Raw genomic sequence first — 20,184 nt, forward strand, 5'->3', positions numbered from 1 at the left:
CTTATCGTCCCGTCAACAGCCGAACCTGCGCAGTATAATGCAGGTTCGGCTGTTTGGTGTGGATATTCTCATGAATCATTACCAAAATACAGCTTCTCTTTTCCACAACTTCTACCTTGTCTTTCCACATTTGATTTGGAAAAGAAAGATAAAAGCGGATACAAAGCCATATCTCTTTTAAAATTAATCTAAAAAATGTACCAAAAAGCAAAGATAGTACCAAATGATAACGCTATCAAAAGGAGCGATGCCAATAATATAACAAATCCGTATAAATATATTCCTAACATCCGCTTAGAACGAGGTGGTAAGATTAATTTGTCAATAAGCAAACGCTTTCAAAAGTAAAACACTATACAAGAGCAGGGGTTGAAACAAAATGAAAAAACTGATGTTTCTTTTACTGGCAAGCGTACTGCTGCTGTCCGCATGTTCTAGCGGAGGCGGAAGCGCAAGCTCAGGTTCTGATCCATCCGCCAAAGAAATTACCATTTGGGCATGGGACAAGAACTTCAACATTGCCGCACTGGAACTTGCCAAAACAAAATATATGGAATCTCATCCTGATGTAAAAATCAACATCGTTGAAAATGCACAGGCTGATATCGTACAAAAGCTGAACACTGGTCTGAACTCCGGTACAACCAAAGGTCTGCCTAACGTTGTTCTGATCGAGGACTATCGTTCCCAAAACTTCTTGCAAGCGTATCCAGATTCTTTTGTCGATATGTCTAGCAAAATCAAAGCTTCCGACTTTGCTGATTACAAAGCAGGTCCTACCAGCTTTGAAGGCAAACAATACGGGATTCCATTTGACTCTGGCGTAACAGGCATGTATGTACGTACAGACTATCTGAAGGAAGCTGGTTACACACCAGACGATCTGAAAAACATCACTTGGGATCAATACATCGACATCGGTAAAAAAGTAAAAGCTGCTACAGGTAAAGATATGCTGACACAAGATCCTAACGATCTCGGTCTGATTCGTGCGATGATCCAATCCGCGGGTTCTTGGTACCTGAAAGAAGATGGCACAACACCAAACATCGCGAACAATGCCGCACTGAAAAAAGCGCTGGAAACATACAAAGCAATGTATGATGCCAATATCGTAAAAGCAAACTCCGACTGGAGCCAATTCTTGGCTGCATTCAACAGCGGTGATGTAGCATCCGTACCAACAGGTAACTGGATTACACCATCCGTAAAAGCAGAAGCTTCCCAATCTGGTAAATGGGCAGTTGTACCATTCCCAGTGCTGACAGATGTGCCAAACTCGGTACACGCTTCCAACATCGGTGGTAGCTCTTGGTATGTAATGAACGTAGACGGTAAAGATACAGCTGCTGACTTCATGGCTTCCACTTTTGGTTCTGACAAAGACCTGTACCAACAAATGCTGGATAAAATCGGCGTTGTGTCTACACTGAAATCCGCTTCCGAAGGTAGTGCATATGATAAAGCTGAAGAATTCTTCGGCGGTCAAAAAATCTATGCTGACTTCGCAAAATGGACAACAGAAGTTCCAAAAGTAAACTATGGTCTGCACACTTATGCAATCGAAGACATCATGACAGTGGAACTGCAAAACTACCTGAACGGTAGCAAAGACGTTGACACCATGATGAATGATGTACAAGCACAAGCTGAAGCTCAACTGAAATAATCCGGACATGGTAATGAATGGGGAGATAAAACCTTGGGCTGATCGTTCAAGGTTTTATTTCCTTATTATGACCGGGGCTGTAAACCATACCTGAAATGTGTACGTCGCAGGCTAAGCATACAAAAACAAACAAGCAAACCGGCGATACGAGGGAGATGAGACGATATGAAAACTGCTGAACCCGCTTTGAACCAGAGTCAGAAAACAACACGCCCACGCATGGGCAACCATATGAAAGAAAGTATTACCGGCTGGGTATTCGTTGGAATCGCAGCACTCTTGATTTGTATTTTCTTCTTCTATCCTATGATCCAAGCACTGATCCTGTCCTTCCAGACAGGTAAAGGCATGAATTTGAAATTTAATGGCCTTGATAACTACGCACGACTGTTCATCGACAGTACCTTTATCATGGCTGTCAAAAATACATTCATCTATCTTCTGTTCCAAGTACCGCTGATGGTCATTCTGGCCCTGTTTATCTCGGTACTGCTGAATGACCGCAATCTGAAATTCAAAGGCTTTTTCCGTACGGCGATCTTCCTGCCGTGTATCACTTCACTGGTTGCGTACTCCGTTGTATTCAAATACCTGTTCGCACCAGACGGTCTCGTTAACGGTATGCTGATGGGTCTGCACGTAATCGGTACACCGATCCAGTGGATCACCGATCCATTCTGGGCGAAAATCACAATCATTATCGCGATCACATGGCGCTGGACTGGCTATAACATGATCTTCTATCTGTCCGGTTTGCAAAACATTGATAGCTCCATCTATGAAGCAGCGCGTATCGACGGCGCTTCGGCAGTTCGTCAATTTTTCAGCATTACCGTACCACTGCTCAAACCAATCATTCTGTTTACGTCGATCACTTCGACGATTGGTACTCTGCAATTGTTCGATGAGGTTGTGAATATTACTAAGGGTGGACCGGGTAACGCAACAACGACCATCTCCCAATACATTTACAATCTGTCATTCAAATACTCGCCAGACTTTGGTTATGCGGCGACCGTATCATACTCAATCGTAATTATGGTTATCATTCTTTCCTTCATTCAGTTCAAAGTGGCAGGTGAGCGCAATGGCTAAGACCAAATCAACATTCACATATTTGTTCCTGATTATTGCTGCATTTGTCTCGATCTTCCCATTCTTTTGGATGATCGTCAGCTCGACGAATCTTTCGGTAGATGTTACGCAAGGACGTCTGCTGCCGGGTGCTCATCTGATGGACAATCTGGCGAAGCTGACCAGCTCCGTAGATATTTGGACAGCGATGGCGAACTCGGCTAAAATCTCTGTCTCCACAACGATTCTCGCGCTGCTGATTGCTTCACTGGCAGGCTATGGCTTTGAAATCTATCGCAGTAAAGCAAAAGACATCGTGTTCAATATCCTGCTGCTGTCGATGATGATTCCATTCGCAGCCCTGATGGTGCCGCTGTACCGTATGTTCGGTAAGATCACTAATGTTGTATCCTTTATCGGTATTGATACACCAGCAGCGGTCGTTATCCCAACGATGACTACCGCGTTCCTCATCTTCTTCTTCCGTCAAAGCACAAAGATGTTTCCAAAGGATCTGCTGGAAGCAGGACGGATGGACGGACTGAGCGAGCTGGGCTTGTTCTTCCGCATTTATATGCCAACGATGAAAACAACGTATGCAGCAGCTGCGATTATCACTTTCATGTCCAGCTGGAACAACTATCTGTGGCCACTCGTTATTTTGCAAACACCAGAGAATCAAACGATTCCGCTGCTCATCTCTAACTTGGGCTCCAGCTACTCACCAGACTATGGTGTGATCATGCTGGCAATCGTGATCTCAACTCTGCCAACAGCGCTTGTATTCTTCCTCATGCAGAAGCACTTTGTAGCAGGTATGGTTGGATCGGTGAAATAAGTTTGCGACTGGGTTTATGGAAATCATAGGCTGAGGTTGTGAGCTGGAACGCTCCGGGGAAGGGATTGTCCTGAAGTGTCGCCGTTAAGGGTCGGATATTTTGAATTTCCTTTGACAAGGAAAATATCCGACCCTTAAATGCGAGCGCTTCGCTCTTTTCAGGACAATTCCCTTCCCCTCCGCTCCAGCGTACCACCGCAGCCTTTTTCCATGCACAGCGTAAATGATTTCACTTGCGGTGAGGAGTAGGGGAAGGGATTTTGGGACTAGCGTTTGGAGTTGGAGTTTTGGATGTAGTGTTATGTATTTTTTTGTGTGGGTTGGGTCTGTGAATGTGGTTTGAGAGTTTTGAAGGATTTGGGATTTTCTTGTATAAGAATATGGAACTATTATTGAAGCGATTTTATTATATTAAATTGGTGTGGGATGACAGGATATAATAATTAGGTAGATATTTTAACGGAATGGAGTGGATGGGTATGAGTAAGACGGAAGTGGATGTTCGTGGGAAACAGCGTGTGAATGAGGCTTCGCTGGAGTGGTTGACGGATACTTCGGTGTTTGCGGTGAATCGGGTGGATGCGTATTCGGATCATCGGTATTATGAGTCGTTAGAGCAGGCTCAGGCTGGTGGCACGATGGACTGGCGATATTCGTTGAATGGCAATTGGAAGTTTCATTATGCGATCAATCCAGCGGCACGTCCGCAGGGCTTTTATACAGAAGGATTTTCTTGTGCGGGCTGGGGCGATATTACGGTTCCGGGGCATATTCAGACGCAAGGCTACGGGCAGATGCAGTATGTGAATACGATGTATCCGTGGGATGGCGTGGAGAATCTGCGTCCACCGTTTATCTCCGAGGATTATAATCCGGTAGGTAGTTATGTGAAGCATTTTGTATTGCCGGAGCAGCTGGATGGGGAACGTCCGGTGTACATTTCGTTTCAAGGTGTCGAATCGGCATTTTATGTATGGCTGAATGGCCAGTTTGTGGGATATGGGGAAGACAGCTTTACGCCGTCCGACTTTGACCTGACTCCGTTTATTCAATCTGGCGAAAACCGTCTGGCTGTGGAAGTGTATCAGCGTAGTACGGGAGCATGGTTGGAGGATCAGGATTTCTGGCGTTTCTCCGGTATATTCCGTGAGGTGTATCTGTATACAGTACCAGAGGTTCATGTGCGTGATCTGCATGTCCATGCTGGGCTAGACGATACGTATACGCAAGGGCAATTCCGTGTGAATCTGTCGCTGGAGCAAGGACAATCTGCCAATGGTGCCAAAGCGGTCTTGGAATTGAAGGACGTAGATGGCAATGTAGTGGCATCCGGTGAAGCTGCATTTGCAGATGGGGAACAGGGTGGAACAGCCAGCTTTGACGCAACAGTAGACAATGTATCCACATGGAATGCGGAGCAGCCATATCTGTATACACTGTACATTTCCGTATATAACGCTGCTGGCGAATTGACGGAAGTGATTCCGCAGCGCGTAGGCTTCCGCCGTTTTGAGATGATCAACAAGGTGATGTGCATTAACGGCAAGCGGATCGTATTCAAAGGCGTGAACCGTCATGAATTCAACTGCCGTACCGGACGTGCGGTGACGGAAGAGGATATGCTGTGGGATATTCGTACGATTAAGCAAAACAATATGAATGCGGTACGTACATCACATTATCCGAATCAGACACGCTGGTATGAGCTGTGCGACGAGTATGGCATTTACCTGATCGACGAGATGAATCTGGAAACCCACGGTTCATGGCAGAAGCTAGGTGCGGTTGAGCCATCGTGGAATATTCCGGGCGATTTGCCGGAATGGCAGGATATCGTGATGGATCGTGCGATCTCGATGGTGGAGCGCGACAAGAACCATCCGTCCATCCTCATCTGGTCATGCGGGAATGAGTCGTATGCTGGTCAGGTCATCCTGAATGTGGCAAACTATTTCCGCGAAACCGATCCGACGCGTCTGGTGCATTATGAAGGTGTCTTCCATAACCGCGATTTCGACGACAGCAGCGATATGGAGAGCCGGATGTACGCGAAGCCAGCGGATATTGAAGAATATCTGAACAATGATCCACAAAAGCCGTACATCAGCTGCGAATACATGCACGCGATGGGCAACTCGGTCGGTGGCATGCACAAATATACCGAACTGGAAAATAAATATGAGCTGTATCAAGGCGGCTTTATCTGGGATTATATTGACCAAGCGGTTATGAAGAAAAATCGCTTTGGCGACGAGTATCTTGCTTACGGCGGCGACTATGATGATCGCGCGACCGACTATGGTTTCTGCACAGACGGAATCGTGTACGCAGACCGCAAAGTATCGCCGAAAATGCAGGAGGTCAAATTCCTGTACCAAAATCTCAAGCTAATCCCTGATCAGCAGGGCGTAACCGTGCGCAATGAGAATCTGTTCGCTGGTACGGAGGAATACACGCTGGTGTACCGACTGTACCGCGAAGGTGTATTGGTGCATGAGCAGAAGCTGGATGTACAGGTAGAAGCAGGTACAGAGCAACATGTAGACATTCCCTTGCCAGAAACGGCGCAAGCAGCAGGCGAGTATGCGATTCACGCATCCTTCGTGCTGAAACAGGCGACGCTATGGGCGGAAGCTGGATATGAAATGGCATTTGGCGAGCATGTATTCATCGTAGAGTCTACGCAGTCGCAGACCATTCCCGTGCGTATCGGCGAGATGCGTATTGCCGAAGGCGATGTGAATGTGGGCATCCACGGCGACAACTACAGCATCATGTTCTCGCGTGCCGCAGGTAGTCTCACTTCGCTACGCTATGATGGACGCGAATACATTTCCACACCACCTGCACCGCTGTTCTGGCGGGCAACGACGGATAATGATCGCGGTACAGCGCAAGGCTTTACATCAGGTGCATGGTTTGCAGCTAGTTTGACGCGCCGCTGCACAGGTATGCAGTTGGACAAAGCGGACGACCGTGTAACATTTACATTCCAATACGCGTTCAGCATCCACCCAGATGTGAGTATGACAACCGTCTACACTGTATACCGCGATGGCAGTCTGCATGTGAAATCAAGCTATGTTGGCGCAGCCGGTCTGCCGGATCTGCCGATTGTAGCGTTGTCGTTCAAAATTCCAGCCGATTACCATCATCTGAATTGGTATGCGATGGGTCCAGATGAAAACTATATCGACCGCGCATTCGGCGCTAGACTGGGCGTATTCCAAAATGATGCTGCCGACAATGTGTCTGGCTATGTAGTACCACAGGAGAGCGGTAACCGTACTGGTGTGCGCCGTGTGGACATCACCAACGATAACCAGCAAGGTCTGCGCATCACGTCTCCTGCACATGCACCAGTGGAATGCAATATCTCGCCATACACTGCATTTGAACTGGAAAGTGCAGCCCATCTGTATGAACTGCCACCAGTACACTACACCGTCGTTACGGTTGCAGGTAAACAAATGGGCGTGGGCGGCGATGATAGCTGGGGCGCACCGGTACACCCGGAATATCGCATTTCGTCGGATACCGATCTGAGCTTTGAATTTACCATTGCACCGTTCCGTGTCTAAACATACACCCCTGTTGTGTCATTGCTGACATAACAGGGGATTTTTGTATTCCAGTATTTGACATAGATAGCAAGCGTGTTATATATTAGTGAGGTATTTTATTCCTAAAAATATACATATAGGGAATAAGAATCATAAGGCAGTTAAGCGGGACTACAAGATAAATGGTACATCGCTCTGCCCACCTTACTTTGACTATAAAGGAGAATACATATGATCAAATCTGTACTTCGTTTGCGCTTGACTATCGTTATGGCATTACTTGTTTCATTGACAGGGCTGTGGGGCAATACGCCGTCTGCCAGCGCGGCAACAACGCATACTCCAATTATTTTCGTGCATGGACTGGGTGGCTCTGCTAGTAATTTTATAGCGATTGAAAGCTATCTGACTCGTCAAGGCTGGTCCTCCAACGAACTGTATGCTATCGATCTGCCTACCAAAAATGGTGTGCAAACACTCAACGCCGCAGCGATTCGCAGCAAGGTAGACGATGTGCTGGCGCGTACGGGCAGCACGAAGGTGAACATCGTTGCGCACAGCATGGGTGGCGCTAACAGCTTATATTACATCATCAACTACGGCGGCGCTGATAAAGTGGACAAACTAATCACGCTTGGTGGTGCGAATCGTCTGACGACGAACAGTGCACCTGCTGGTGTGGATGTAACCTCGATCTATACACTGAACGATCAGATTGTTAGCAACTATCTGTCCATTCTGGATGGTGCGAATAATATCCGTATTGCGGGTGTTATGCACATCGGTCTGCTGTACAACTCCAATGTGAACAGCCTCATTCTGGAAGCTCTGCAAAAGTAGATTTCCATTTACAACAGGGTTGATTGGAATGGATGGTGCGAATCACGGAATCACATATCCATCTATCACGGTCGGCTAGGCATCTATTGCCTATGCCGACCCTTTTTTTTATACTGAGAGGACTATAACAATGAAGCGGGCTAGAGGGGGAGATGGCATGGCAGATGTATCCTTTTACCGTCATCATCAGCTGCCCTTTGTAGAAGGGAAACGCTGTCGAGCGGATGAGCTGGCGTATCATCGGCATTTTCATGATGAATATTCCATCGGGCATATTCATTGTGGACGTACCCATGCGTGGTGCGATGGGCAGGAGATGCAGGTGGAAGCGGGACGAATGATTAGCTTTCCGCCGCAGATGCTGCATGCCTGCCACCCAGAACAGGGGATGGCATGGAGCTATGATATGCTGTTTATCGACCCGGATTGGTTGAATGGAATGGAGCGGCGCGCGTTGGAGCAGATTCATATTCCATATCTGTTATCGGACGGCAAGAATCGTAATGCTCTAGTACCGATGCAGCAAGTCATGCAGACGCTGATGAATGGCGGCGAGCCGCTGGAAGTAGAGACGGCGCTAATTTCGCTGCTGCATATGATCACCGGCACCGAGCATGGGGATTTGGAGCATGGACAGACATCTGTACAACAGGATCGCAAATATATCGGAATCGTTCGCGATTATTTGCACGCGCACTTTGACCGTCCGGTGCTGTTGGAGGAATTAGAGCAGTTAACGGATATTAGCCGTTTCCATCTGATTCGGCTGTTCAAGCAGTGGCAGCATGTGCCGCCGCATGCGTATCAGAATGTACTTCGTATTAATTATGCCAAAGCTGAGTTACACCGCCAGCGCCCGATTGCTGAGGTGGCAGCAGAGGCTGGTTTTTACGATCAGAGCCATTTTACCCGCATGTTCACGCGGATTGTAGGTGCGACGCCGCGCCGGTATCAAGTCTCGGTATAAGTGTGCGATCACAGGCAACGATCCTGTGCGTTTGTAACGATTGGCAGTCATTTCGTATAAATAGAGCAATTTTGTACAATCATTGGTCCCTCTCTTCCGGTAATGTATACCGCAAAGGGAGGGATTTTGTATGAATCCAATCAATAGAGAACAGCAATTAATGACAGAGGCAGCGGCTGCATTAAAATCCATTGCACGTCGCCCAGATGTCAAATCCAGTGTAGAGCAGAATCCACAGCTTTATCAGCTGTTGCAACGGGCAGCAGCGCGTTATGTAACCGGAGATCATCAAGCACAGGCGCTAGAGGCAGGGCGGATTTTAAGCGATAACGGGTATGCCGTGTCGCTGGAATATATCGGGGAAAATACAAAAACCCTCGCCGAATGTGAACATGCCACTAGCGAGCTGGCAACGCTGATTGGAGCAATGGGGAAGCAGGGCATGAGCGGTCGAGTATCATTCGATCTATCGCATATTGGTCTGCTGCTGGATGCGGAGCTGGCACTAAAGCATCTGCTCCAGCTGGGGCAATTGGCACAGCCGCTGGGCATTGAGCTGTTTATTAGCATGGAGGAATCGGCGAAAACGGACGATATTTTGCATATTTATGAGAAGGCAGTAGCGATCTATCCATTGATCGGTATTACGCTGCAAGCACATTTGCACCGTACGCTACAGGATGCCAAGGCAGTGTTATCCGCTGGTACACTAGTACGGCTGGTCAAAGGGGCATATGAGGAGCATTCTAATATGGCATTATCGCGGTCGGCGGAGCTGGATCGACGGTATGGGGAGCTGTTCCAACTGGCGGTGGAGCGTGGCTGTTCTATTTCGGTGGCAACGCATGATGAGTCGCTGATCACATGCTTGCTGGGCATGGATTGGAGAGATGCGGCTGGGGTTGAATTTGAATTGCTATATGGGATTCGTCCTGAATTATGCGTGCGGCTGCGGCAACAAGGACAGCCCGTACGCGTGTATCTCACCTACGGGCAGGAGTGGTACTTGTATCTATGTCACCGAATTGCCGAATATCCGCCCAATCTGTTTCAGGCATTGATCGATATGGTGGATGGGAAACGGCAAGCGCCGGTGATGGAGTATGTACAGTCAAGCTTCGCTTTGGATCATTCCACCCATAGCGCCACATAGATAAACGTGACAAACAATACGACTGGTGTAGCGGCAGCCAGCACGTATAATAACGCTGTGCGCGGATTGCTAAAGTATTCTTTGAGACGCTGCCAGTCGCTTTTCAGATAGGACTCGGTTATATCGGCATCTAAAGGTTGCGTAGGTGCTTGTAGACTACGGATCATCTGCTGTAAGGCAGCGACTTGCTCCGACTCACTGCGTTGCTGCAATTCCTGCTGCAACTGCGCTTGTAGTTCCGCAATGGAAGGCTGTGTGGAATGCTTCATCATTTGGACTCCTTTCTAATCATTTCCAGTTTCTATCTATACCATATCATGAACAGGGAACAGATGAAATACAAAAACACACGGATCGCCAATGATGGCGATTCGTGTGTTCCTTTAAAGTTTTATGGAGACATTTCATAACAGGGAGTAAAGTGTATGCCAAAAACACCACCAGTAATCCGAGTGATTCTCTTCTTTCTCATTCTCAAACCAATACTTTTTTGATAAGAATGCTTCAACCGCTATAGCTGCTGTACATAAACGAGTACTTACTAGAATTCAATTAATCGTTAATGTTCTCAAGATCAAAGATAGTAGCCTCTGATAACATGATAAGTCTATTATTGTTTATAATAAAAAAGCTTAAACTTACAGGTATGCTCATTTTTGTAGAAGGATCACTTACATGTATTACTTTTACTACATCGTCTATTTTTAAATCGGGTATGTCTATTTTATATAATCTATAAAAAGCGTCTGAATTATAACATGTAGCTGTAATATTATATATTGGTTTTTTCAGTTCGTATTGATAATTACTATAATTTTGTAATCCTTTTGATGAGAAGAAATCTTTTCCTAGTATAATTTTATCTCCGATAAATGTTTGTCCTGTTGGATTTTCGGAAGCATCATTATACGAATTTGCAAATCCTAAAGTCTTCTTGATGTTCCAATCCCCATAAAAATATTTCTCAGCATCACTATCCAAACGTATAGTTTCTTGAGAACAATACTCAGAGTTATTTTTTGGTGTATTTGATTTTTCAATTACAGGTGTAGACCCATTCAATTGATTCGATTTTGGATCAGCATTTCCACAAGCCGATACTAGCAATAAGAGTATCGTAATACAAATAAACAGTGCTTTGTTCATACATTACACTCCTACTATACATTTATTTTTCGTATGGATTTTCTTTGCTTGACTGCATTAAGCTCATTAATCTAGGAAAAATTATATTAAAGTAATTAAAGTGATGAATGACATAAAATTAACTTTATTTGTAATCACTTTAAATTTTTTGAGGAAAATCTGTCTTTCTTTCACTAAAGGACGGGGAAGAAGAATACTAACGTTCAAGCAAATGTAATCTTCATAACTAGTAACAGAGAATAGGTGAAATACAAAAAACACACGGATCGCCAATGATGGCGGATAATCCGTGTGTTTTTTAAATGACGATATACATACTTAGCGTGCTAGCCTGCCAGAATTATTTCAGCTTCAGCAGTTTAACTAGCTTGTCGTGAATAGCGGTGTTCTGATAGTTGCCCGTAAATTGGTCAGAGCCGGGACCCATTGCAGTCAGTGCAACATCAACTGCGCTATGTCCGTCGGTTGTCCAATCGATATAGAATTTCTCCTGCGAGTTCGCAACGGTGAATGGACCGTCTTCCTTGGACATGCCATCGCCGGATTCGTCCTCATCGTCGGCACTTTCAATCACCATACCACCGGTTTCGTGGTCGGCTGTAACGAGTACGAGTGTGTCGGGATGCTTTTTGGCATAGTCTTTGGCGACTTTGACCGCTTTGTCGAGCTGTTGACCTGCCTTAATCGCCAATGCAGCATCATTGTCATGCGCCATCTCGTCGGTGCCTTCCTCCTCAACCATCAGGAAAAAGCCTTTTTTGTTACTAGACAGCACATCCAGCGCTTTGCTAGTCATGTCCGGCAAGGAGACGATGGGATTATACTTGTTGCCCAGCTCGTTATGCGCTTGGAACATTTCTTCATTAGCGAACAGACCGAGCAGCTTGCTGCCCTTGGCAGCTTTTAATTCGGTACTATCTGTTACATAGTTGTAGCCAAGCTGCTTGGCGCGCTCTACCAGATTGCCCTGCGTGCCTTTGCTGGCTTCGGTTGGGTCTTCTGCTGGTGCATCGGCATGAGCGCCAGCCGTTCCTTTTGGATACCAGAAGTCCTCTCCGCCACCGAGCAGCACGTCAATTTTGCTATTCTCGATATATTGCTTGGCGATATCGCTCTGCGCAGAACGGTTCTCCACATGCGCGCCAAAGGCAGCACCTGTAGCATCCGTTACCTGACTTGTCGTTACGACGCCCGTGGACATGCCGGCTTTTTTCGCCAGCTCCATGATCGTAGTGACAGGCTTCTTGTTCGCGTCGACACCGATAGCGCCATTGTACGTTTTCACGCCAGTGGCGATAGCCGTTGCTGCTGCCGCAGAGTCGGTGACCAGACTATCGCTAGAGCTAGTGCGCACCAGTCCGCTGACAGGCATGTTGTCCATTTCCAGTGTGCCATTTTTACCGACGGTGGCGTAGCGAATAGCATTACGGCTTGCTTCGCCCATGCCGTCACCGATGAAGAGGATCACATTTTTCGGTTTGGTGACCTTGTTGGCAGCTGGTGTTGGTGCTTTGGCAGCTGTTACTGGGGCAGTCTTGGTTTTGGTTGCCGCTGCTGCGTCAATGGTAGGTACTGCACCAGCCAGCAGTGGCAGACTTAATACGGCTGCTGCACCGGCAGCCAGTGCAGCTTTTTTCAGAGAAGATTTGTTCATCATTCACACCCCTATATGTATTCATATGATGTATTGATCATATATGAGTATTGTTATGTCAAAATGTTTATTTTGTAAATTACATATGAAATTGCTTACAAATAGGAGGGTTGGCATTATTTTCTTCTCATTGCAAGAGGAGTTCAGCCAAACAGCCAGCACAGGGTAATAGTAAGACCGCGATAATCAGGCTGGGAAAAGACAGAAACAGATCGACCGTAGCATCCAGCCATGATTGCTTACTCCAACGACCTTCAACGATTGGTTGTGACATTGTAACCACTCCTTTCCATCGAAAATGGGGAACATGTCTTTCTTTCACTAAGGGATGGGGCAGAGGAATACTACCGTTCAAAATACTACTATTCAAGCAAATGGAATCTTCATATAGTATCCTTTTTTTGTAAAAGGACCTGCCCTCTCATACGTTGGAATAGAGCGAAGGTTTGCAGAAATTGTTCAGAATAACCCAAAAAGTCCGCTGCCCATATTCATGGCAACAGACAAGGGAATTACAGAACCTTCTTAATAGGAGGCATCAGAAGTGGCAGCTTTACGCAGAACTGGGCTCCGCCTTCTGTCCGCGTGCTCGCGATTACTGTGCCACCGTGCATTTCCACCGCTTTCTTCACAATCGACAACCCCAGCCCACTGCCGCCAGCTGTCCGCGTACGTGACTTGTCTCCTTTGTAAAATCGTTCAAACACACGCGGCAAGTCTTCCTCTGCAATGCCGGGACCAGAGTCGGTAATCGTTACGACCGCAATGTCGGTTTCGATGTTACCAATCACCATCTGCTCCTGCGTAAGCGCGATATGCAGACTGCCGTACTCCGGTGTGAATTTGATCGCATTCTGGATCAGATTGCTCCATACCTGATTAAGCAGATCCTCATCCGCTTCCAAGGTTACTGTTTGTAGGTCCAGCTCTAAGTCTAGCTGCTTGTCCAGCCATTGCGGCTCGCACGCCAGCACCAGATGTTGAATCTGGGCGTCCAAACGATACGTACGTCGTTCAAATGGATACTGCTCGGATTCCAGCGAAGTCAGCTTGAGCAAATTATCGCTTAGTCGCGACAAGCGCGCACTCTCAGTCTCGATAATAGACAGATAATGTCGCCGCTCCTCCGGTGTGAGCTGTTCATTTTGCAGCGCAATGGCGAATCCGCGTAATGAAGTAAATGGCGATTGAATCTCATGTGATACATTGGAAATAAACTCCTGCCGCAGCAGCTCCATTTGCTGCAAATTGCGCGCCATCACATTCATCATCTGCACCACTTCGCCAAATACCCCGTCATACCGCTGCTCGGTATCCAGCGCAATCTGAAAGTCTCCACTGCCGATGCGCTGAATCGCATCCTTCATTTCGCGCCAGATTTGATCGGGATCACGATGCAGCATGACCAAAACCAAACGAGTCGCAAAAAACAATACAAACAGCATGAGAATCATCGTGAGCAGCGTCAAGAGCTGCTGTACATAGCCATGCAGCTGTACATCGTAATACTGCAATAGCCCATTTACGATGAAATAGGCAATCGAGCCTGCCGCCAGAAACAGCAGCACAAAGCCGAGCAAACGTCTTACGAAATATGAAATACGAGTGGACAGCTTGCGTTTGCTTTTGCCAGTAAGTAGTAGAGGCTTGTGGGCATGGTCATTGAGGGTGCGAGTATCGCGAGCTTGTCCCAATGTCTTCGTTAATGCCTGATAACGTCTGCGAACATCCTGCATACTGCTCATATCGTCATCCGTCGGATGGGAGGAAGAGGCATGCAGCGACTCATCGGGTGGAGACGAAGCAGGTACGGCGGGCTGTCGACGATCTGGCGATGTGCTCATCCTGTCGCATCCAATCGGTAGCCGAGTCCGCGCACCGTATGGATGCGAAGTCCTGCTTGCCATTCGTCAAATCGTTCGCGCAGCCGATTGATATGCACATCTAGCGTGCGCTCATTGCCTTCAAAGTCATATCCCCATACCTTTTCGATCAGCAGATCACGGGTCAGCGTACGCCCGACATTACCAGCCAGTTGAAAAAGCAGCTCATACTCTTTGGGTGGCAATGTGATGGAGGTGCCGCGAATATCGGCGTGGAATGCCCGCTTGTCCATAAATAGTTCCGCGACCGTCACCTGCTGCGACGAAGCGATCTGATACCGCTTCAGCAATGCTTTGACGCGCACTTGCAGCTCTGCTGGCTCAAATGGCTTTACTAGATAATCGTCCGTTCCCAGCTCGAAGCCACGCACCTTATCGCCTGTTTCGCCCTTGGCAGTAAGCATGAGCAGCGGAATGTCATACTGCTCACGCAGTTGGCGGCATAGCTCCCAGCCGTCTATTTCCGGCATCATAATATCGAGAATAACGAGATCGGCAGGGTCTTCGTCCATCAGCAGCAATGCCTGCTTACCATCTACAGCAGTGCGAACAAGTAAGCCCTGCTGCTGCAAAATCAGCGATACCAGTTCGGCGATATGAGGATCGTCGTCGGCGATAATCACTTTTGCCATCCGAGCCGCCTCCTTTGATTTGTTTCATAGATTGATGATTATATTGGAGCTGATTATCCAGCTCTCTACATACATGGATACCATACAGTTGCTATAGTTGTAGTTCGTGTCGATGCCTGATATTCCTGCCTCATGACGTGGAGGCGGTAGACGAATCGGAGTCACTGCTTAATGGAGTGTCGTGATCGGCGTTCTTTTTGCCAAGCACACCCGGACTGAGGAACCAGCAGAAGATATACGCGACAATCGCAAAGCCAAAACCAATCGTAAACAAATGCTCAAACGACGAGGTCATCACCTGATGAATATGTTGAATCACCGAAGAGGATACCCCGCTTGGCAACGTACCTGCTGCTATACTTTCCTCACTACCAGCTGGCAGCTGTCCGCTCATGGAATGAATGCCATCACGAATGTTTTTGGCGAGCAGACTACCGAATACGCTCAAGCCGATTGTTGCTCCAATGGATTGGAATAACTGCACACTACTCACAGCGACCCCGCTATGCGCCGGATCAACCGATTCCTGAATGATCAGATTATCCGAGCCGAACAGAATCCCCATGCCCACACCCATAATGAAAAAGGAAATCACTACATAGATCAGCGATACGCCCGGTGTCAGTTGCATTAGCATGATCAGACCAATCAGCGGCATAATCATAAATAGAATAAACAGCTTACGATACGCCACCCTCGTAATAAGCGCACTGCTTAGCATACTAGAAGGAATTGCCCCTGCCATCGCCGCCATCATCAGATAACCGGATGTAGTCGGTGTCAGTCCCATCACATGCTGGGCAAAATAAGGAAACGACGCGAAGGAACCCATCAATGCCAGCATCACTGTCATCACCAGCAGGGACAGCACAACAAAGTTACGATTACGGAACAGTGACATAGGCATAATCGGCTCGGCGACTCGGCGCTCCACCCATACGAACAATCCGGTGAATACCGCTGACAATACTAGCATCCCGATAATCAGTGGTGAAGACCAAGACAATTGCAGATTGTCGATCATCACTGGCGTGAGCAGCAGCGATAGCAAGGCGCCGACCAGCGTACCCGCACCCAGCCAGTCGATGGAGCGACTGCCTTCCTTATCGCCGCGCGATTCTTTCATACTGAAGAACAGAATGACCGCCGCCAATAGACCTAGCGGAATATTAATGAAGAATACCCAATGCCAATTCAGATGCCCGACAAAGTATCCGCCCACTACGGGACCGACCAATTGCGGCAAAATCATTAGCGGACCAATCAGCCCTTGAATCTTGGCACGCTGCTTCAGCGGAAAGGAATCCCCGATAATGACCAGCGCCAGCGGCATCAATCCACCAGCACCTATACCCTGTATACCTCGACCGATTAGCAGCGTCATCATGGATGGTGCGATGCCACAGATCAACGAACCGATAATAAACAATCCCATACTGACCAAATAGATACGCTTGCGTCCATACAGATCGGCAAGCTTGCCCAAAATCGGCATACACACGGTCACCGCTAGCATATAGATACCGGCAACCCATCCGTAAAAGGCAAGCCCATGCAGATCTCGGACAATCGTCGGCATCGCTGTCGATACAACCGTCTCATCCAATTCCGAAAAAACCAATCCGATTATTAACCCAATCAGCACCAGAATCCGGCTACTCGTTTGCAGTACTGGCGTAGCTGTTGCAGTATTACTACTCATATTCCATTCCCCATTTCCCAAAGTATAAACGCACGTCTGCCTTCTTCACGAGAGTGAATATACCAAGGTCATGTAAACGGAATTTAAACAAACTCAACCTCTAGGTGGAGATACATTCAACCTATTGGTAGAGTTAGATTTTACCCTATGGCGGTATCATAAAGGCATAACCTTGATACGGGAGATGAGAAGAATGTCCAATCTGTCCAGAATGCTGTTGAACCGCTCTACCATGCTTACGCTTGTTATCAACGGGTTGCTGCCGTGGCTAGTGTATACGTTGCTGCTGCCGCATATCAACGGATTATTCGCGCTATCGATTGCTACGCTGATTCCGCTACTGGACAACGTACGCAGTATATGGAAGCATCGCAAACTGGATGTGTTTGGCGGATTGATGTTGTTCGGATTCGTACTCAGTCTGGTGATGGTATTGCTCGGCGGCAGCGAGAAGCTGCTGATGATGAGAGAGTCGTTGATTACCGCTGCGGTAGGATTGCTGTTTCTAGGATCGCTTCTGATGCCGCGTCCGTTAATCTTTTATATGGTGAAACGGTTTGCTCGCTCCGTATCGCCGGAGGAGAACTGGCAGTATCCGTACTTCCGCCGTATGATGCGCAATATGACATTAATCTGGGGGGGAGGGCTGCTGCTGGAAGTGGGTGTAAAGATTCTCATGATCTATGATCTGAGTACCGTACAGGTGCTGGCGCTGTCGACACCGGTATCGCTGGGCATGATCGGATGTATTGTATTGCTGACCATTACATACCGTCGCCGCGCTTCTGTACAGATGAGCAAGCTTAGAGCACAATCCTAAATGGATAGATTAAATCCATACTAAATCAATTCAAAGTATGTTCACGTATCCTCCTCTTATTGTGACTATATTCACAATTGCGCTTATATCACCGTGCTATCATGAAATGGTAAAGACAAATCAGTCGCAGTCCAAGCAATTCAAAATAGATAGCGGAGGGAATAACGATGAGTACGCATGTGGTATATGTGCCAAGTACAAATCTGATGGGTAAGGGCTGTTTGGCGGAATTGGGCAATGTTATCACCGAACCTAGCTTTCAAAAGGCGCTGGTCGTCACTGATCATGTTCTGAATCATAACGGAACGGTGTGCAAGGTGCTGACTGTACTAGAAGGCGCGGATATTGACTACAAGGTGTACGACAACGTTAAGCCGAATCCAACGACCCGCAATGTGTATGACGGTGTAAAGGTATACCGCGATCATCACTGCGATTTTATCATCTCCATCGGTGGCGGCTCTCCGCAGGATGCTGCCAAAGCGATCGGTCTGTATCTAAACAACGGCGGCGATCTACGGAATTACGAGGGCGTGGGCAAAACGCAAAACAAATCTGTGCCGATTGTAGCAATCAACACTACCGCAGGCACATCGAGCGAATATACAATCAACTATGTCATCACCGACGAAGAGCGCGGTGTGAAGATGGTTATGGTCGACAAAAACTGCCTTGTCACCATCTCCGTCAACGATCCTGAGCTGATGGTGGACAAACCGGCAGATCTGACCGCTGCCACTGGTATGGACGCGCTGACACATGCGATCGAAGCGATTGTCACACCGGGCGCCTTTACCGTTACCGATGCAACGGCTCTGGCAGCAGTCGAGATTATTTTCAAATATCTGCCGCGTGCTGTGCGCAACGGGCACGATATTGAAGCGCGTGAGCAGATGAGCTATGCGATGTTCCTCGCTGGGCTGGCATTTAACAATGCAGGTCTTGGTTATGTACATGCGATGGCGCACCAGCTGGGCGGCATCTATGATCTTCCGCACGGGGTCTGCAATGCGATGCTGCTGCCGATCGTCGAGAATGAGAATGCCAAACACGATGCTTCCAAATTCCGCCGTATCGCTTGTGCCGCTGGTATCGACCCTACCGACAAGTCCGATCTGCGCTGCGCTGAAGAGCTGATTGGTGCCATCCGTATGCTAGCAGAGGAAGTGGGTATTCCGTCCAAATTAACACAACTCGGTGTCGAGCAGGTCGATCTGGAACTACTTGCTGATCATGCAATGCAGGACGCCTGCGCACCCGGCAACCCGTATCAGCCGGACAAGCAGGAAGTCATGCGCATGTTTCAGGAGATTTTGTGATCAAATAGATTGTGTGATCCTCAAGTTCCGCAATACGAGTCTATTCTGTTTATTTATCATGGACAATGTGTAGGAAAAGATCGCTGTACCAACATCATACTTCTCGCGAAGCCGTCTTTTGTTCCAACATGGAGCAGAAGGCGGCTTTACGTTTGTGCTTTCCTTTTTGGCGGCTCACTGGAGCAGCATTCTGTTCCTGTCACTACATATTCCTTGTATAAAATACAGCGAAACTTTCATTCCACCCTTTAAACTTGTGCTCACTATTGATAGCATAGAGCTACGGATGAAACCGAACAAATGCACCCCTATTCACATATACATCATACCCCATTAGGAGATGAACGATGAACACAATGATTACGGTTGAGCATGTACTGATCGCTGATAGTAAAGGCAGCTTTGTCACCCGTCCGCTGCCGGAAATTCAAGTTGAGCTGGCAGGTATTCCGGGCGACCGCCATTACGGGCTGCTGCGTCCTGCGGATGTACGCCAGAAAATATACAAACGTGGCACGATGATCGCCAATCGTCGCCAGGTTAGCATCGTCTCGTACGAAGAATGCGTAGAGATCGCTTCCCGTATGAAGCTACCAGAGATTCAGGCGGAGTGGCTGGGCGCAAATATCATGTTAAAAGGGCTGGATTCGCTCACTTCGTTGCCCATCGGTACGCGAATCCTATTCCCAGATGGTACTGGGCTTATCTGTGAAGGCGAGAATCCGCCATGTATATTGCCGGGGAAAGTGATCGAGAGCATCAGCGGTATCGAAAAAATCAAATCACGCTTCGTTCCTGCTGCCAAAAAACGTCGTGGCATTGTCTGCTCAGTAGAGCGCGAAGGTGTCATCCGTCAGGGAGATGAAGTTCGCATCATTGTACCGAATTGACGATGTTGCAGTGAAGCAAGGAAGGAGCTTTCAT

General features: G+C 47.6%; 16 protein-coding genes. 10 read left to right on the forward strand and 6 right to left on the reverse strand.

Features of this window, described 5'->3' with window-relative positions:
• The first annotated feature begins 379 nt into the window (after positions 1-379).
• The 7 genes from ABXR35_RS14400 to ABXR35_RS14430 all read left to right on the forward strand — a co-directional run bounded on the left by ABXR35_RS14400 (position 380) and on the right by ABXR35_RS14430 (position 10,104).
• On the forward strand, positions 380-1,669 hold the full coding sequence (locus tag ABXR35_RS14400; RefSeq protein ID WP_367061783.1) for an extracellular solute-binding protein: 1,290 nt from the start codon (positions 380-382) through the stop codon (positions 1,667-1,669).
• Between the two features lie 219 nt (positions 1,670-1,888).
• Positions 1,889-2,764 carry a carbohydrate ABC transporter permease gene (locus ABXR35_RS14405; protein ID WP_367062789.1) on the forward strand — a complete coding sequence of 292 codons (876 nt, stop codon included), beginning with the start codon at positions 1,889-1,891 and terminating at the stop codon, positions 2,762-2,764.
• Positions 2,757-3,581, forward strand: coding sequence for a carbohydrate ABC transporter permease (locus ABXR35_RS14410; RefSeq protein ID WP_367061786.1), 825 nt, complete (start codon positions 2,757-2,759; stop codon positions 3,579-3,581). Before ABXR35_RS14405 ends, ABXR35_RS14410 begins: the two co-directional genes overlap by 8 nt.
• Positions 3,582-4,060: 479 nt before the next feature.
• On the forward strand, positions 4,061-7,162 hold the full coding sequence (gene lacZ / locus ABXR35_RS14415) for a beta-galactosidase, LacZ type (protein ID WP_367061789.1): 3,102 nt from the start codon (positions 4,061-4,063) through the stop codon (positions 7,160-7,162).
• 216 nt (positions 7,163-7,378) lie between these two features.
• Positions 7,379-7,984, forward strand: a complete 606-nt coding sequence (locus ABXR35_RS14420) for an esterase/lipase family protein (RefSeq protein WP_436669375.1) — start codon at positions 7,379-7,381, stop codon at positions 7,982-7,984.
• A 157-nt stretch (positions 7,985-8,141) separates the two neighbouring features.
• A complete protein-coding gene (locus ABXR35_RS14425) occupies positions 8,142-8,951 on the forward strand; it encodes an AraC family transcriptional regulator (protein ID WP_367061794.1) in 810 nt (269 codons plus the stop codon).
• Between the two features lie 130 nt (positions 8,952-9,081).
• A complete protein-coding gene (locus ABXR35_RS14430) occupies positions 9,082-10,104 on the forward strand; it encodes a proline dehydrogenase family protein (protein WP_367061797.1) in 1,023 nt (340 codons plus the stop codon).
• Here the strand turns inward: ABXR35_RS14430 and ABXR35_RS14435 are convergent.
• From ABXR35_RS14435 to ABXR35_RS14460, 6 genes are all read right to left on the reverse strand, one after another.
• Positions 10,080-10,373 carry a hypothetical protein gene (locus ABXR35_RS14435; protein ID WP_367061800.1) on the reverse strand — a complete coding sequence of 98 codons (294 nt, stop codon included), beginning with the start codon at positions 10,371-10,373 and terminating at the stop codon, positions 10,080-10,082. The two genes, ABXR35_RS14430 and ABXR35_RS14435, sit on opposite strands and share 25 nt — an antisense overlap.
• Positions 10,374-10,656: 283 nt before the next feature.
• Positions 10,657-11,250, reverse strand: coding sequence for a hypothetical protein (locus ABXR35_RS14440; RefSeq protein ID WP_367061802.1), 594 nt, complete (start codon positions 11,248-11,250; stop codon positions 10,657-10,659).
• Positions 11,251-11,590: 340 nt separating this feature from the next.
• Positions 11,591-12,904 carry an alkaline phosphatase gene (locus ABXR35_RS14445; RefSeq protein ID WP_367061805.1) on the reverse strand — a complete coding sequence of 438 codons (1,314 nt, stop codon included), beginning with the start codon at positions 12,902-12,904 and terminating at the stop codon, positions 11,591-11,593.
• A gap of 512 nt (positions 12,905-13,416) precedes the next feature.
• Positions 13,417-14,748, reverse strand: coding sequence for a sensor histidine kinase (locus ABXR35_RS14450; RefSeq protein ID WP_367061808.1), 1,332 nt, complete (start codon positions 14,746-14,748; stop codon positions 13,417-13,419).
• Positions 14,745-15,419: a response regulator transcription factor gene (locus ABXR35_RS14455; protein ID WP_367061811.1), complete on the reverse strand. Its 675-nt coding sequence runs from the start codon at positions 15,417-15,419 to the stop codon at positions 14,745-14,747. The genes ABXR35_RS14450 and ABXR35_RS14455 overlap by 4 nt, the downstream gene beginning before the upstream one ends.
• A gap of 130 nt (positions 15,420-15,549) precedes the next feature.
• On the reverse strand, positions 15,550-17,121 hold the full coding sequence (locus ABXR35_RS14460; protein ID WP_367061814.1) for an MDR family MFS transporter: 1,572 nt from the start codon (positions 17,119-17,121) through the stop codon (positions 15,550-15,552).
• A gap of 193 nt (positions 17,122-17,314) precedes the next feature.
• Here ABXR35_RS14460 and ABXR35_RS14465 point away from each other — a divergent pair, with 193 nt between their 5' ends.
• The 3 genes from ABXR35_RS14465 to ABXR35_RS14475 all read left to right on the forward strand — a co-directional run bounded on the left by ABXR35_RS14465 (position 17,315) and on the right by ABXR35_RS14475 (position 20,150).
• Entirely contained in the window at positions 17,315-17,941 is a 627-nt protein-coding gene (locus ABXR35_RS14465; protein WP_367061817.1) for a VC0807 family protein, read from the forward strand.
• A gap of 167 nt (positions 17,942-18,108) precedes the next feature.
• On the forward strand, positions 18,109-19,260 hold the full coding sequence (locus tag ABXR35_RS14470; RefSeq protein ID WP_367061820.1) for an iron-containing alcohol dehydrogenase: 1,152 nt from the start codon (positions 18,109-18,111) through the stop codon (positions 19,258-19,260).
• Between the two features lie 356 nt (positions 19,261-19,616).
• Positions 19,617-20,150 carry an MOSC domain-containing protein gene (locus tag ABXR35_RS14475; RefSeq protein WP_367062791.1) on the forward strand — a complete coding sequence of 178 codons (534 nt, stop codon included), beginning with the start codon at positions 19,617-19,619 and terminating at the stop codon, positions 20,148-20,150.
• Positions 20,151-20,184 lie beyond the last annotated feature (34 nt).

The sequence above is a fragment of the Paenibacillus sp. JQZ6Y-1 genome, from assembly GCF_040719145.1.
GTDB lineage: Bacteria > Bacillota > Bacilli > Paenibacillales > Paenibacillaceae > Saccharibacillus > Saccharibacillus kandeliae.